Origin of the sequence: Streptomyces sp. NPDC058619, from assembly GCF_042717785.1 — a bacterium.
Taxonomy (GTDB): domain Bacteria; phylum Actinomycetota; class Actinomycetes; order Streptomycetales; family Streptomycetaceae; genus Streptomyces.
In genome coordinates this window covers 365,807-378,884 of record NZ_JBHXQN010000002.1, presented here as the reverse complement: position 1 = coordinate 378,884, position 13,078 = coordinate 365,807, and the positions used below count along the sequence as shown (strand labels likewise).

The 13,078-nt window shown below is 73.1% G+C and carries 13 protein-coding genes; 10 read left to right on the top strand and 3 right to left on the bottom strand.

Features of this window, described 5'->3' with window-relative positions; genetic code table 11:
- Positions 1-2: 2 nt before the first annotated feature.
- Positions 3-1,799 carry an AMP-dependent synthetase/ligase gene (locus ACFWTC_RS03910; protein WP_383922214.1) on the bottom strand — a complete coding sequence of 599 codons (1,797 nt, stop codon included), beginning with the start codon at positions 1,797-1,799 and terminating at the stop codon, positions 3-5.
- A 228-nt stretch (positions 1,800-2,027) separates the two neighbouring features.
- Here ACFWTC_RS03910 and ACFWTC_RS03905 point away from each other — a divergent pair, with 228 nt between their 5' ends.
- The 6 genes from ACFWTC_RS03905 to ACFWTC_RS03880 all read left to right on the top strand — a co-directional run bounded on the left by ACFWTC_RS03905 (position 2,028) and on the right by ACFWTC_RS03880 (position 7,240).
- Positions 2,028-2,813, top strand: a complete 786-nt coding sequence (locus ACFWTC_RS03905) for a metallophosphoesterase (protein ID WP_383922217.1) — start codon at positions 2,028-2,030, stop codon at positions 2,811-2,813.
- 154 nt (positions 2,814-2,967) lie between these two features.
- Positions 2,968-3,408 (top strand): SRPBCC family protein, encoded by a 441-nt coding sequence (locus tag ACFWTC_RS03900; RefSeq protein WP_383922220.1) that lies wholly within the window; start codon positions 2,968-2,970, stop codon positions 3,406-3,408.
- Between the two features lie 253 nt (positions 3,409-3,661).
- Positions 3,662-4,876 (top strand): ArsA family ATPase, encoded by a 1,215-nt coding sequence (locus ACFWTC_RS03895; RefSeq protein ID WP_384025736.1) that lies wholly within the window; start codon positions 3,662-3,664, stop codon positions 4,874-4,876.
- A 75-nt stretch (positions 4,877-4,951) separates the two neighbouring features.
- Entirely contained in the window at positions 4,952-5,407 is a 456-nt protein-coding gene (locus ACFWTC_RS03890; RefSeq protein WP_383927873.1) for a DUF5304 domain-containing protein, read from the top strand.
- 61 nt (positions 5,408-5,468) lie between these two features.
- Positions 5,469-6,410: an ROK family glucokinase gene (locus ACFWTC_RS03885; protein WP_267720870.1), complete on the top strand. Its 942-nt coding sequence runs from the start codon at positions 5,469-5,471 to the stop codon at positions 6,408-6,410.
- 71 nt (positions 6,411-6,481) lie between these two features.
- A complete protein-coding gene (locus tag ACFWTC_RS03880) occupies positions 6,482-7,240 on the top strand; it encodes an endonuclease/exonuclease/phosphatase family protein (protein WP_383927876.1) in 759 nt (252 codons plus the stop codon).
- A gap of 315 nt (positions 7,241-7,555) precedes the next feature.
- On the opposite strand, the gene ACFWTC_RS03875 is transcribed toward ACFWTC_RS03880, so the two are convergent.
- Together ACFWTC_RS03875 and ACFWTC_RS03870 are read right to left on the bottom strand one after the other, a co-directional pair.
- Positions 7,556-8,218 (bottom strand): hypothetical protein, encoded by a 663-nt coding sequence (locus tag ACFWTC_RS03875; RefSeq protein ID WP_383927879.1) that lies wholly within the window; start codon positions 8,216-8,218, stop codon positions 7,556-7,558.
- Positions 8,211-8,990 (bottom strand): alpha/beta hydrolase, encoded by a 780-nt coding sequence (locus tag ACFWTC_RS03870; protein WP_383927967.1) that lies wholly within the window; start codon positions 8,988-8,990, stop codon positions 8,211-8,213. The genes ACFWTC_RS03875 and ACFWTC_RS03870 overlap by 8 nt, the downstream gene beginning before the upstream one ends.
- Before the next feature lie 155 nt (positions 8,991-9,145).
- Here ACFWTC_RS03870 and ACFWTC_RS03865 point away from each other — a divergent pair, with 155 nt between their 5' ends.
- From ACFWTC_RS03865 to ACFWTC_RS03850, 4 genes are all read left to right on the top strand, one after another.
- Entirely contained in the window at positions 9,146-9,901 is a 756-nt protein-coding gene (locus tag ACFWTC_RS03865) for a lysophospholipid acyltransferase family protein (RefSeq protein ID WP_383927882.1), read from the top strand.
- A gap of 33 nt (positions 9,902-9,934) precedes the next feature.
- A complete protein-coding gene (gene macS / locus ACFWTC_RS03860; RefSeq protein ID WP_383927885.1) occupies positions 9,935-11,149 on the top strand; it encodes a MacS family sensor histidine kinase in 1,215 nt (404 codons plus the stop codon).
- Positions 11,146-11,844 carry a response regulator gene (locus ACFWTC_RS03855; RefSeq protein WP_383927887.1) on the top strand — a complete coding sequence of 233 codons (699 nt, stop codon included), beginning with the start codon at positions 11,146-11,148 and terminating at the stop codon, positions 11,842-11,844. The genes macS and ACFWTC_RS03855 overlap by 4 nt, the downstream gene beginning before the upstream one ends.
- 167 nt (positions 11,845-12,011) lie before the next feature.
- Positions 12,012-13,040, top strand: coding sequence for a 6-phosphofructokinase (locus tag ACFWTC_RS03850; RefSeq protein ID WP_383927970.1), 1,029 nt, complete (start codon positions 12,012-12,014; stop codon positions 13,038-13,040).
- The last annotated feature ends 38 nt before the right edge of the window (positions 13,041-13,078 follow it).

Genomic DNA, 13,078 nt, shown 5'->3' with positions numbered 1-13,078 from the left:
CCTCAGCCCCGGTACAGCGCCTCGATCTCGTCCGCGAAGTCCTTCGCCACCACGTTGCGCTTGAGCTTCAGCGACGGCGTGATGTGGCCCGACTCCTCCGTGAACTGGGAGGGCAGAATGCGGAATTTCCGCACCGATTCCGCTTTGGAAACCGCCGCGTTGCCGTCGTCCACGGCCTGCTGGACGGCGGCGACCAGGTCGGCGTCCTCGCGCAGCTCCGCGGCCGTCACGCCGGCCGGCTTGCCGTGCTCGGCGGCCCACCGGCCGAGGAACTCCTCGTCGATGGTGACGAGCGCGGCCACGAACGGCCTCGCGTCGCCGACCACCATGCACTCCGCGACCAGGGCGTGCGCCCGGATCCGGTCCTCGATCACCGCGGGGGCGACGTTCTTGCCGCCCGCCGTGACGATGAGCTCCTTCTTGCGGCCGGTGATCGCGAGGTAGCCGTCCTCGTCGAGGGTGCCGACGTCACCGGTGTGGAACCAGCCGTCGGTCAGCGCCTCGGCGGTCGCCGTCTCGTTCTTCCAGTAGCCGGTGAAGATGTGCTCGCCGTGCAGCAGCACCTCGCCGTCGTCCGCGATGCGCACCACCGAGCCCGGCAGGGGCTGCCCGACCGTGCCGATCTTCTGCTTGTCCCACGGGTTGAAGGTGGTGGCCGCGCAGGACTCGGTCAGGCCGTACCCCTCCAGCACCGTGAAGCCGATGCCGCGGAAGAAGTGGCCGAGCCGCTCGCCGAGCGGGGCGCCGCCGGAGATCGCGTACTCGCCGCGCCCGCCGAGGACCGCGTGCAGCTTGCCGTAGACGAGCTTCGAGAAGAGCTTGTGCTTGAGCTTCAGCCCGAATGACGGCCCGCGCGGGGTGTCCAGCGCCCGGCTGTACGCGATCGCCGTCTCGGCGGCCGCGTCGAAGATCTTGCCCTTGCCGTCGGCCTGGGCCTTGGCGCGCGCCGAGTTGTAGACCTTCTCGAAGACGCGCGGCACACCGAGGATCAGCGTCGGGCGGAAGGACTGCAGTTCGTCGGTCAGGTTCTTGATGTCCGGTACGCAGCCCAGCCGGATCGGCGCCAGCACGGCCGCCACCTCCACCAGGCGTCCGAAGACGTGCGCGGCCGGGAGGAAGAGCAGCACCGAGCACTCGCCGGTCTTGAAGAGCGGGCTCAGCCGCTCCACCGCGTTGCCGCACTCGGCGAAGAAGTTCCGGTGGGACAGCACGCAGCCCTTGGGGCGGCCGGTGGTACCCGAGGTGTAGACGATGGTGGCCGGGTCGTCGGCGTTCGCGAGACCGCTGCGCTCGTCGGCCTCGGCGTCGGAGACGGCGGTCCCCGCGGCCTTCAGCGCGTCCAGGTCGCCCCGCTCGATCTCCCAGACTTCGCGCAGGTCCGGCAGCCGGTCGCGCAGGGAGGCCACGGCGTCGCCGTGCCCGGGGCTCTCGACGACCGCCGCGACGGCGCCGGAGTCGCCGAGGATCCACTGGATCTGCTCGGGGGAGCTGGTCTCGTACACGGGGACGGTGACGCCGCCCGCGCTCCAGATCGCGAAGTCGATCAGCACCCACTCGTAGCGGGTGCGGGAGATCAGGGCGACCCGGTCTCCCGGGCGGATGCCGGCCGCCATCAGGCCCTTGGCCGTCGCCCGGACCTCGGCGAGGAACTCGGTGGCGGTCACGTCCTGCCACCGGCCGTCGACCTTGCGGCTCATGACGGCGGTGTCGGGATGCTGAGCGGCGTTGCGGCGGATGAGATCCGTCAGGTTCCCGTCCGACGGGACCTCGTACAGGGCCGGAAGACTGAACTCGCGCAAGACTGCTGCTCCTCTGGGCGCCATCGCCACTGTGTGGACCGACCGGACGTTACCCACCGGTAGTGGGTTCCGGATAGAGGGAACCGGCCAGATGTTCCCTGCGTCACATGACGCGCACGTGTCCTGCCGACAGTAGTCGACCCCCCTGACGACTCGGAAGTAACCGCAGGTCCGGACCCTCCGCCGGTTCCCCTACCCCGCGCCCCCGGGCGCCCCTAGGGTGGCGGCATGGGTGGCAGGAAAAGCGGTACACGAGTCCACGTCGTCAGCGACGTCCACGGCAACACCGAGGCCCTCGCCCGGGCGGGGGACGGCGCCGACGCGCTGATCTGCCTCGGTGACCTCGTGCTCTTCCTCGACTACGCCGACCACTCGCGCGGCATCGTCCCCGACCTCTTCGGCGTCGAGAGCGCCGACCGGATCGTCGAGCTGCGCACCGCACGCCGCTTCGAGGAGGCCCGGGCGTTCGGCCGCGAGCTGTGGGCCGGACTGGACCGCGAACAACTGATCGAGGACGCGGTGCGCCGCCAGTACGCAGGAATGTTCGCCGCCTTCCCCACCCCCACGTACGCCACCTACGGCAATGTCGACATCCCGGGTCTGTGGCCGGAGTACGCCGACCGCCCCGGCCTCACCGTGCTCGACGGGCAGCGGGTCGAGATCGGCGGCCGCGTCTTCGGCTTCGTGGGCGGCGGGCTGCCCTCGCCGATGCGGACCCCGTACGAGGTGGACGTCGAGGAGTACGCGGTCAAGGTGGAGGCGCTGGGCGAGGTGGACGTGCTGTGCTCGCACATCCCGCCCGAGGTGCCGGAGCTCTGCTACGACACCGTCGCGCGGCGCTTCGAGCGGGGCAGCGAGGCCCTGCTGGCCGCCATCCGCCGCACCCGCCCCCGGTACGCCCTCTTCGGGCACGTGCACCAGCCCCTGGCCCGGCGGATGCGGATCGGGGGCACGGAGTGCGTGAACGTCGGCCACTTCGCGGCGACCGGGCGGCCCTGGGCCCTGGAGTGGTGAGCGGGGCCCGGGGGCGGCGAGCCGCACGGTGACCGCCGCGGCGGGTGGCCGGTAGGGGAGGTGCTGGAGTGGCGGCGCCCGCACGCGCGGTAGCCTTCGAGCGGCGGCCCGAGGCCGCACACTTCCTCGAACACTCCCCGGAGGAGCGACCGCGATGGCGGAACACACCAGCTCAAGCATCACGATCGAGGCCTCGCCGGCCGACGTGATGGCCGTGATCGCCGACTTCGCCCGCTACCCCGAGTGGACCGGCGAGGTGAAGGAGGCCGAGGTGCTGGCCACCGACGCCGAGGGCCGCGCCGAGAAGGTCCGGCTGTTGCTCGACGCCGGCGCGATCAAGGACGACCACACCCTCGCCTACACCTGGAAGGGCGCGGACGAAGTCAGCTGGACCCTCGACAAGTCGCAGATGCTGCGCCAGCTCGACGGCTCCTACCTGCTGGCCCCGGTGGACGGCGGCACGCGCACCGAGGTCACCTACCAGCTGACGGTGGACGTCAAGATCCCGATGCTGGGCATGATCAAGCGGAAGGCCGAGAAGGTCATCATCGACCGCGCGCTGGCGGGGCTGAAGAAGCGGGTCGAGTCCACCTGACCCCCTGCGGGGACGCGTCCGCCGGGGCACCGCCCCCGGGCCCGGGGCCTCCTCCGGCAGCCGGGGGCGCAGGCTCCTGGGGCTCCGCCCCAGACCCCGCGCCTCAAACGCCGGCGAGGCTGGGTGTCCCGGCCGGGGATCCATGTGCCCGCCTGGGCGGGATGTGCCGGGCGTGGGCTGGATTGCCCGCAGGGCGATTCCAGCCCCGCCGGCGCTTGAGGCGCGAAGACCACCGAACCGGAGTAGCCGCACCATGCGCACCCTGCTGATCACCGGCCCCGGCGGGGCCGGGCGGACCACCGTGGCCGCCGCCACCGCCCTCGCCGCCGCCCGGCAGGGGCAGCGGGTGCTGCTGCTGTCCGGAGACCCCGGCGACCCGGTGGCCGCCCTGGTCGGCGGGCCGGCGGGACCGTCCGCCGAGGTCGTGCCCGGACTGCGGGCGGTCCCCGTGGCCGCCGGGTTCCGCGTGGCCCGGGTGGACTCCGGCGAGGAGTTCCGCGACGAGCTCGTCGCCCTCCAGGAACGCGGCTCCGCCCTCCTCGGCATGGTCGGCGCCCGCCCCCTCGGGGCCGAGGAGCTCACCGAACTGCCCGGCGCCGAGCAGTTCGCCCTGCTCCGCGCCCTGCGCCGGGCCGCCGCCGCTCCCGGCACCGACCTGGTCGTCGTCGACATGCCGCCGCTGCACCAGACCGTGGCCACCCTCGCCCTCCCCGCCCAGCTGCGCCGCTACCTCGCCCGGCTGCTCCCCGCCGAGCGGCAGGCGGCCCGCGCCCTGCGCCCCGTACTGGCCCAGCTGGCCGGCGTCCCCATGCCCGCCCAGTGGCTCTACGAGGCCGCCGCCCGCTGGGACGAGGAGCTGGCCGCCGTCCAGGCCGTCGTCGAGGCCGGCACCACCTCCGTCCGGCTGGTCGCCGAGCCGGGTCCGGCCGCCGGCTCCGCCCTGCGCACCGGAGCCCTCGGCCTCGCCCTGCACCAGCTGGGCACCGACGACCTCGTCGCCAACCGGCTCGCCCCGGCGGACTCCGCCGACCCCTGGGCGGTGTCCGTCGCCGCCCAGCAGCAGGCGTTCCTGCGCGAGCGGGACCCGGCCGTCCCGCTCCGGGAGCTGCCCCATCTGGGCCGCGACCCGCAGGGCCCGGACGACCTGGCGGAACTCTGCGCCCTGGCCGGTGGCGGAGGCCTCGCCCCGGGGCGGCCGGGCCGGGAGCACCGGGCCTGGCCCGTGGAGGACCGGCGCGCCGAGGACGGCGTACTCGTCTGGGCCGTACGGCTGCCCCACGCCCGCAAGGACGACCTCGACCTGATCCGCCGCGGTGACGAGCTGCTGCTCACCGTGGGCCCGTACCGCAGGATCGTTCCGCTGCCGTCCGCGCTGCGCCGCTGCACCGTCTCCGGCGCCGCCCTGGCCGAGGACGTGCTCCGCGTCCGGTTCACCCCGGATCCCGGACAGTGGCCGCGTACGTCCTGAAACCCGTACCGCCGTTCGGGTAACGTCGAAGGTAACCAGTACCGCCGCCCCGCAGTCGCAGCAGGAGAGTCCGCCATGAGCGAGGCCACCGACCGCCCCACCGACGACGACGCCTGGGCCAAGGCCTGCGCCGAGGACCTCGCCGCCGAGAAGGAGCGCCTGCGCGGGCAGCACGGCACCCGCGCGGGGACCACCGGAACCGCCGCGGAGGAGCTGTTCAGGCTCTTCGACGCCGTCGCCGACAAGGTGTCCGGGCTGAACAATCCGCTCCTCGGCGTCGCCGCAACGGGTGCCGTACGGCAGTTCGTCAACCAGGCCAAGACCGCCGCCCAGCCCGTCATCGAGCGCAACCCCGAGGTCTTCGACCACCTCGCGGCCGCCGGATCCGAGCTGCTCGCCGCCTACCGCTCCGCCGTCGGGGACCACGAGGCCCGCTGGACGCGCAACGAGCCCCCGGCGCCGCGCCGCGAGCCCGACCCCCGCGACGAGGGCCCCGACGCGGGCCCGGCCGAGCGGATCGATCTCGACTGAACCTCCGCCACCCTCGGGTACCGTTGCCCGTGGCGGGGTTTGACCGGAAACCGAGGGACTAATGGGACTCACCATCGGCGTCGACATCGGCGGCACGAAGATCGCGGCGGGCGTGGTCGACGAAGAGGGCACCATCCTTGAGACGTACAAGGTGCCCACCCCGCCGACCGCGGACGGGGTGACGGACGCGATCTGCGCCGCCGTCTCCGAAGTCAGCAGCAGCCACACCATCGACGCCGTCGGCATCGGCGCCGCGGGCTACGTGGACGACAAGCGCGCGACGGTGCTCTTCGCGCCGAACATCAACTGGCGGCACGAGCCGCTCAAGGACAAGGTCGAGCAGCGCATCGGCCTGCCCGTCGTCGTCGAGAACGACGCGAACTGCGCGGCCTGGGGCGAGTACCGCTTCGGCGCCGGCCAGGGCCACGAGGACGTCATCTGCATCACCCTGGGCACCGGCCTGGGCGGCGGCATCATCATCGGCAACAAGCTGCGCCGCGGCCGCTTCGGCGTCGCCGCCGAGTTCGGGCACATCCGGGTCGTCCCCGACGGCCTGCTGTGCGGCTGCGGCAGCCAGGGCTGCTGGGAGCAGTACGCCTCCGGGCGCGCGCTCGTCCGTTACGCGAGGCAGCGCGCCAACGCCACCCCCGAGAACGCGAAGTTCCTGCTCTCCCTCGGCGACGGCACCCCCGAGGGCATCGAGGGCAAGCACATCAGCCAGGCCGCCCGGCAGGGCGACCTGGTGGCCGTCGACTCCTTCCGCGAACTGGCCCGCTGGGCCGGCGCGGGCCTGGCCGACCTGGCCTCGCTGTTCGACCCGTCGGCCTTCATCGTCGGCGGCGGCGTCTCGGACGAGGGCGACCTCGTCCTCGACCCGATCCGCAAGTCGTTCAAGCGCTGGCTGATCGGCGGCGCGTGGCGACCGCACGCGCAGGTGCTCGCCGCCCAGCTGGGCGGGAAGGCCGGCCTCGTCGGCGCGGCCGACCTCGCACGCCAGGGCTGAGCCCCTCCTTTTGCCGTGACTGCCCGCCGCGCCCCCTGGGGGAGCGGCGGGCAGCTGCGTATCTTGCGGACATGGACCTGCTGCCCGCGCTGCCCAAGTCTCTTACGGAGCCCGACGGTTCTGCCGTGATCCGGGTACTCGGCTACAACATCCGCTCGCTGCGCGACGACGAGGAGGCACTGGCCCGGGTCATCCGGGCGTGCGCGCCGGACCTGGTGTTCGTCCAGGAGGCGCCCCGGTTCTTCCGGTGGCGCAAGCACGCGGCCCGGCTGGCCGCGAAGTGCGACCTGGTGGTGCTGGGCGGCGGAGCGACGGCGGCCGGGCCGCTGCTGCTCTGCTCGCTGCGGGCCTTCGTGGAGCGTACGGACGACGTACTGCTGCCCCTGACCCCGGGCCTGCACCGCAGGGGCTTCGCCACGGCCGTCGTCCGGTTCGGGGCGGCCCGGGTCGGGCTGGTCTCCGCGCACCTGTCGCTGGACCGGGCCGAGCGGGTGGACCAGGCGGGACTGCTGATGGACCGGCTCGCGGCGATGGACGTCCCGTACGGGATCGCCGCCGGCGACGTGAACGAGACCCCCGACGGGCCGGCCTTCGGACGCCTGGCCGCGGGCCTTCGGGACTGCCGGACGGTGGCGCCGTGGGGCGGGGAGCACACGTTCCCGGCGCGGGGCGCGGAGCGGCGCATCGACGCGGTCTTCGTGACGGGGGGCGTGGAGGTGCTGGCCTGCGGGGTCCCGGCGGGGCTGCCGGGGGTGGAGGCCGCGGACCTGGCGGCCGCGACCGATCACCTGCCGGTGCTGGCGGTGCTGCGGCTGCCGGCGGTGCGGTAGCCGGGGGCCCGGCCGAGGGGTGCGGTGCCCGCGTCGGTGCCGGGGTCTGGTGCGGGGGCCGCTGCCGGGGCTCCGCCCCGGACCCCGCGCCTCAAACGCCGGCGGGGCTGGAATGGTGCGCCTCCGGGGCCACCTCGCCAACGCCGGCAGGACTGGACGGTGCACCGGCGGGGCCGGAGTGGTGCGGCTCAAACGCCGGCGGGCTCGCCTCGCACGCCGGCGGGGCTGGATGGTGCGTCGGCGCTGGAACGTGCGCCGGGGCTCGGGTGGTGGCGGGCGGGGGCGGTGTGGGTGCTGCCCTCGCCCGCCGGGGGACTAGACGACCGCGCCGCGGCCCGGGTCGTCGTCCTCGTCGTCATGCGCCATGCGCCCCACCAGCGTCGCGAAGCCGCCCAGGAAGCCGCCGATGCCCAGCGTCGTGAGCCACCAGGTCATCTCCCACTGCAGCAGCACCGCCAGGAGCAGCAGCACGGGGCCGCCGACCACCGCGAGCCACGCGAACTTCGACGTCGTGTCCGACGGCGGCAGCTCCGGCTCCGGGGGCACGAAGTGGCCCTCCCCGGCCGCCGTCAGGTCGTCGTCCCCGGGCTCCGCGAGCGAGTGGTCCCGGGGGCCCGCCCCGCCCACGCCCGGCGCGAACACCACCGAGCTGCCCAGCGACGCCGCCGCCGGGGGCTCCGCGGCCGGGCCGGGGCCCGGGTCCGCCGACGGCTCCGGCTTCGGGTCCGCCGCGGACCCGGCCGCGGACTCCGCGTTCGCGTCGGTCTTGGAGCCGGTCTTGGACTCCGTCTTCGACCCCGCCTCGGGAGGCAGCGGCTTCACGTCCTCCTCCGGCAGCAGCAGGTTCTCGATCGGCTTGAACGGCCGGGCCCCCGGCGGGTCCGGCGGCTCCTGCCCGTACCCGGCGACGATCGCCGCCCACGCCGCCTCCTCGTCCAGCGGCGGAACCCCGCCCGACTGCTCCTCGTGCTCAGCCACCCGCCTCCGCCCCCTCCCTGCCCACGCTCTTCGCCAGCCGGCCGACGAACGCAAAACTGTCCGCGAAGATCCGCTCCGCGTCATGGTCCAACGTCGCGACGTGGTAACTCTGTTCCAGCAGGGTCTCGGTGACGTCCGTCGAGGAGACCCGCGCCAGGATGCGCGCCGAGTCGGCGGGCGGTACGACGTGGTCCTGCGGGCTGTGCAGCAGCAGCAGCGGCTGCGTCACCTGCGGCAGCTCCGCGTCGACCAGCTGCAGGAACTTGCGCAGCGAGTGCGCGGCGTGCGTCGGGACGCGGTCGTACCCGACCTCCTCCGAGCCCGGCTTCGCGATGTCGCTGGCGATGCCCGGCGTCGACCGGATGAAGTGCCTGGCCACCGGCAGGGCGACGGCGAGCGGGTCGTGGACCTTGTTGGCCGGGTTGACCAGGACCAGACCGCTGATCGCGTCCCCGTGCTTGGCCGCCAGCCGCAGGCTCAGCGCGCCGCCCATCGACAGCCCGAAGACGAACACCTGCGCGCACCGGTCCAGCAGCTCCCGCAGCGCGCGGTCCACCTCGGCGTACCAGTCCTGCCAGCCGGTGAGCTGCATGTCCTGCCAGCGCGTTCCGTGCCCGGGCAGCAGCGGCAGCGACACCGTGAGGCCCCGCCCGGCGAGGTACTCGGCCCACGGGCGCAGCGACTGCGGGGAACCGGTGAAGCCGTGGCAGAGGAGGACGCCGACCTCTCCGCCCTCGTGGCGGAACGGCTCGGCTCCAGGGAGGACGGGCACCAGGGTCTCCTTGATCATGATGTACGTCGGGTGGGGGCGTTGCTCTGTGTGACTTCACCGTACGCGACGGGGGTGGTACCGACCAGGGTCGTCGGGCCGCTCCCGGCTGAGCCAAGGGATAAGGTCTGTTCGACAGACACAGGAAGGCTTTCGAGTTGATCTACGGCGCAATGAAGTTCTCCATCGGCGGTTCGCTGAAGCTCGCCTTCAGGCCGTGGGTGGAGGGCCTCGAGAACATTCCCGCGGAGGGGCCGGCGATCCTCGCGAGCAACCACCTGTCCTTCTCCGACTCCTTCTTCCTCCCGGCCGTGCTGGACCGGAAGGTCACCTTCATCGCGAAGGCGGAGTACTTCACCTCCCCGGGCGTCAAGGGCAGGCTGACGGCCGCCTTCTTCAAGGGCGTCGGGCAGCTCCCGGTGGACCGCTCCGGCGCGCGCGGGGCCGGCGAGGCCGCGATCAAGAGCGGCGTCGACGTCATCGAACGCGGGGAGCTCTTCGGTATCTACCCGGAGGGGACGCGTTCACCCGACGGCCGCCTCTACCGCGGCAAGCCCGGAGGCCTGGCCCGTGTGGCCCTGGCCACCGGAGCGCCCGTGATCCCGGTGGCGATGATCGACACCGAGAAGATCCAGCCGCCCGGCAAGGTGGTCCCCAAGCTGATGCGCCCGGGCATCCGGATCGGCAAGCCGCTGGACTTCAGCCGCTACCACGGCATGGACGGCGACCGCTTCATCCTCCGCTCGGTGACCGACGAGGTCATGTACGAGATCATGAAGCTCTCCGGCCAGGAGTACGTCGACATCTACGCGACGGCGGCCAAGCGCCAGATCGCCGACGCGGAGAAGGCCGCGAAGGGCGACAAGAACGAAAAGGGCGACAAGGGCGCGCAGCCCGAAGGCAAGACCGAGTAGCGGCGGGCGGAACCGCCCGCGGGGGGTGGGGAGATGGCGAAGCGCGAACGCGTCGTGCGCATGTCGGTCGAGCAGCCGCTGTGGCGGGCCCTGACGGCCTACCGGCTGCTGACCATGGTCTACGCGGTACTGCTGTTCGCCGCCTCGTACCGGCAGTTCACCCGCCCCGCGGTCGCCATCGGCTACCTCTGCGTCCTCGCCGTGTGGACGTTTGCCACCTCCCCGCGGGTGGCGAACGCCGCCAGCTGCACCAAGCGATTCCTCGGCGCCGACCTCACCGTCGCCCTCGCCGGGATCCTGCTCACCCCGCTCGCCGACAGCCACGAGCGGATCGCGGGCGGCGGCCCGACCCTGCCCTCCATCTGGACGGCCGGTTCCGTCCTCGCCTTCGCCATCAAGGGCGGCTGGCGCTGGGCCGGGTTCGCCTCCACCTTCGTGGCCGCGGCCAACATCGTCATCCACGGCGGCGAACCCACCCGCGACACCCTGCACAACGTCCTGCTCGTGTGGGTCGCCTCGATCGCCATCGGCTACGTCGTCGAGGTCGCCCGGGCCAGCGAGGCCACCCTCGCCCGCGCCCTGGAGATCGAGGCCGCGACCCGGGAAAGGGAGCGCCTCGCCCGCGACATCCACGACGGCGTCCTCCAGGTCCTCGCCATGGTCCAGCGCCGCGGCACCGAACTGGGCGGCGAGGCCGCCGACCTCGGCCGGATGGCGGGGGAGCAGGAGATCGCCCTGCGCACCCTGGTCTCCAGCGGGCTGGTGCACCCCTCGCGGGTCTCCCGAGACGGGGCGCTCGGCGCGCTGGTGGACACGTACGAGGTGGAGGAGCCGGGCGACGGCGGCGAGCTGGACCTGCGTACGCTCCTGGCCCCGCACGCCGGTTCGCGGGTGAGCTTCGCCGAGCCGGGCACTCCGGTGCCGCTGCCGGTCCCCGCGGCGAAGGAGCTGGCCGCGGCGGTCGGCGCCGCCCTTGACAACGTGCGCAAGCACGCGGGGGACGGGGCCCGCGCCTGGATCCTGGTCGAGGACTGGGGCGACGAGGTGGTGGTGACCGTACGGGACGACGGCCCGGGCATCCCCGCCGGGCGGCTCGACCAGGCCGAGGGCGAGGGGCGGATGGGGGTGGCCCTGTCCATCCGGGGCCGGCTGCGCGACCTCGGCGGCAGCGCCGAGCTGGTGTCCGTCCCCGGGCAGGGCACCGAAGTGGAACTGAAAGTACCCAGGGGGAGGACGGACGAGAGATGAGCGAGCGCACCGACGTGAACGAACCGAACGCACCGCACGGGATCCGGGTCATGGTGGTCGACGACCACCCGATGTGGCGGGACGCGGTCGCCCGCGACCTCGCCGCCGCGGGCTTCGACGTGGTGGCGACGGCCGGCGACGGACCCGAGGCGGTCCGCCGGGCCCGCGCCACCACGCCCGACGTGCTGGTCCTCGACCTCAACCTGCCGGGCATGCCCGGGGTGCAGGTCTGCAAGGAGCTGGTCGGCGCCAACCCGGCGCTGCGGGTCCTGGTCCTGTCGGCCAGCGGCGAGCACGCGGACGTGCTGGAGGCGGTGAAGTCCGGCGCGACCGGCTACCTGCTGAAGTCCGCCGGCGCCCAGGAGCTCATCGACGCGGTCCGCCGCACGGCCGCCGGCGACCCGGTCTTCACGCCGGGCCTGGCCGGTCTGGTGCTCGGCGAGTACCGGCGCCTGGCCACCGACCCGGCACCGACCGCCTCCGACGAGCCGAAGGCGCCCCAGCTGACCGACCGGGAGACCGAGGTGCTGCGGCTGGTGGCCAAGGGGCTCTCGTACAAGCAGATCGCGGAGCGGCTCGTCATCTCGCACCGCACGGTCCAGAACCACGTCCAGAACACCCTGGGCAAGCTCCAGCTGCACAACCGGGTGGAGCTCGTCCGGTACGCCATCGAGCGCGGCCTCGACGACGCCTGACCGCCTCGAACGGAGCACCGCACGGGGCGGCGTACGGCGTACTGGTGTCCCCGTGCGGGTGAACGGACGGCACAACGACCCTGTGTTCCACGGGAATCGACCCCTCCAGGACCCTTGCTGTGACCTGTGTCACCACTAGCGTGACCGCCATGGCGAAGGGAGAACCCATGAAGGTCGGAGTGCTGACCGGCGGCGGCGACTGCCCCGGGCTCAACGCGGTGATCCGGGCCGTCGTCCGCAAGGGCGACCAGGAGTACGGGTACCGGTTCATCGGCTTCAGGAACGGCTGGCGCGGAGCCGTCGACGGAACCGCGGTGCCGCTCGACATCCCGGCCGTCCGCGGGATCCTGCCCCGCGGCGGCACCATCCTGGGCTCCTCGCGCACCAACCCGTTCGAGACGGAGAACGGCGTGCGGGCCATCAAGGACAACCTCGCCAAGTACGAGGTGGACGCGCTCATCGCCATCGGAGGCGAGGACACCCTCGGGGTCGCGGCCCGGCTGTACGACGAGTACGGCATCCCCTGCGTCGGCGTCCCGAAGACCATCGACAACGACCTCTCCGGAACCGACTACACCTTCGGCTTCGACACCGCCGTCGGCATCGCGACCGAGGCCATCGACCGGCTGCACACCACCGCCGAGTCGCACATGAGGGTCCTGGTCTGCGAGGTCATGGGCCGGCACGCCGGCTGGATCGCCCTGCACTCCGGGCTCGCGGGCGGCGCCAACGTCATCCTCATCCCCGAGCAGCGCTTCGACGTCGACCAGGTCTGCGCCTGGGTCGCCTCGCGGTTCAAGGCCAGCTACGCGCCGATCGTCGTGGTCGCGGAGGGGGCCATGCCCAAGGACGGAGACCTGGTCCTCAAGGACGCCACCAAGGACTCCTTCGGCCACGTCCGGCTGTCGGGGGTGGGTGAGTGGCTGGCCAAGGAGATCGAGGCGCGGACCGGCAAGGAGGCCCGTACGACGGTGCTCGGGCACATCCAGCGTGGCGGCACCCCCAGCGCCTTCGACCGGTGGCTCGCGACCCGCTTCGGGCTGCACGCGATCGACGCGGTGCGCGACGGGGACTTCGGCAAGATGGTCGCGCTCCGGGGGACGGACATCGTCCGGGTCCCGATCGCCGAGGCCACGGCGAAGCTCAAGACGGTGGACCCCGAGCTGTACCGGGAGGCCGGTGTCTTCTTCGGCTGACGTGGGGCGGCGCCTGCGGATCATGGGTCGTAAAGTGA

What these genes read in the sequence shown, in the direction of transcription:
- ACFWTC_RS03900 (WP_383922220.1), top strand. Translation starts at nt 2,968, where the DNA reads ATGGCGGAACACACCAGCTCAAGCATCACGATCGAGGCCTCGCCGGCC.
- ACFWTC_RS03885 (WP_267720870.1), top strand. Translation starts at nt 5,469, where the DNA reads ATGGGACTCACCATCGGCGTCGACATCGGCGGCACGAAGATCGCGGCG.
- ACFWTC_RS03895 (WP_384025736.1), top strand. Translation starts at nt 3,662, where the DNA reads ATGCGCACCCTGCTGATCACCGGCCCCGGCGGGGCCGGGCGGACCACC.
- ACFWTC_RS03850 (WP_383927970.1), top strand. Translation starts at nt 12,012, where the DNA reads ATGAAGGTCGGAGTGCTGACCGGCGGCGGCGACTGCCCCGGGCTCAAC.
- ACFWTC_RS03855 (WP_383927887.1), top strand. Translation starts at nt 11,146, where the DNA reads ATGAGCGAGCGCACCGACGTGAACGAACCGAACGCACCGCACGGGATC.
- macS (WP_383927885.1), top strand. Translation starts at nt 9,935, where the DNA reads ATGGCGAAGCGCGAACGCGTCGTGCGCATGTCGGTCGAGCAGCCGCTG.
- ACFWTC_RS03880 (WP_383927876.1), top strand. Translation starts at nt 6,482, where the DNA reads ATGGACCTGCTGCCCGCGCTGCCCAAGTCTCTTACGGAGCCCGACGGT.
- ACFWTC_RS03890 (WP_383927873.1), top strand. Translation starts at nt 4,952, where the DNA reads ATGAGCGAGGCCACCGACCGCCCCACCGACGACGACGCCTGGGCCAAG.
- ACFWTC_RS03905 (WP_383922217.1), top strand. Translation starts at nt 2,028, where the DNA reads ATGGGTGGCAGGAAAAGCGGTACACGAGTCCACGTCGTCAGCGACGTC.